At 60.5% G+C, this 782-nt stretch carries 1 protein-coding gene; it reads right to left on the bottom strand.

The genetic code is table 11. The annotated features are described in order from the left end of the window. Positions 1 to 36 precede the first annotated feature (36 nt). Positions 37 to 782: IS256 family transposase (locus tag FSY45_RS27720; protein WP_148748567.1), on the bottom strand; the 746-nt coding region annotated here is incomplete at its 5' end.

Genomic DNA, 782 nt, shown 5'->3' with positions numbered 1-782 from the left:
GGGCGTGTCCGAATTTTTGTGTAAACGGTTCGGACTTCAATTGACGGAGATGCGGTCTCCGAACTGAATGGTAAAGCGGGTCAGCGCAGCCTTCCAATCCCGGATGGGCATGGTCCACTTCTGACTGATGTTGCGCAGGGCCAGATAGAACAGTTTGGTCAGCGCTTCGTCACTGGGGAACGAGCCCCGGTTCTTGGTCAGCTTCCTCAGGCTCATGTTGACCGACTCGATGGCGTTGGTGGTGTAGATGACCTTGCGGATTTCGGGTGGGTAGTCAAAGAACGGAATCAGCCGGCTCCAGTTCCTGCGCCAGGACTGGCCGATGGGTTGGTACTCGGCATCCCAGCGGGCCTCGAATTCACCGAGCATCAGCTCGGCCTCCTCGGCGGTGGTTGCCGTGTAGATGCGTCGCAGGTCGGCGGCCACTTCTTTGCGACGCTTCCACGAGACGTAGTTCAGGCTGTGGCGCACCATGTGCACGATGCACAGTTGCACCACCGCCTTGGGGAATACCGCCTCAATGGCGTCGGGGAAGCCTTTGAGCCCGTCGACGCAGGCGATGAAGATGTCCTGCACGCCCCGGTTGCGAAGTTCGGTGACGACCTGCAGCCAGAACTTGGCACCCTCGGTTTGCGCCAGCCACAGGCCCAGCACCTCCTTGTCACCCGTCATGGTGATGCCGATGGCCAAGTACACCGCCTTGACCCGCACAGCGCCCTCGCGCACCTTCACATGGATGCAGTCCAGATAGACGATGGGGTAGATTGCATCGAGCGGGCGGG

Source organism: Comamonas sp. Z1 (genome assembly GCF_008121555.1).
Classification (GTDB): Bacteria; Pseudomonadota; Gammaproteobacteria; order Burkholderiales; family Burkholderiaceae_C; genus Comamonas; species Comamonas thiooxydans.
Note: the sequence above shows the minus strand (reverse complement) of the source record. Positions and strands in the feature narration are given on the sequence as shown.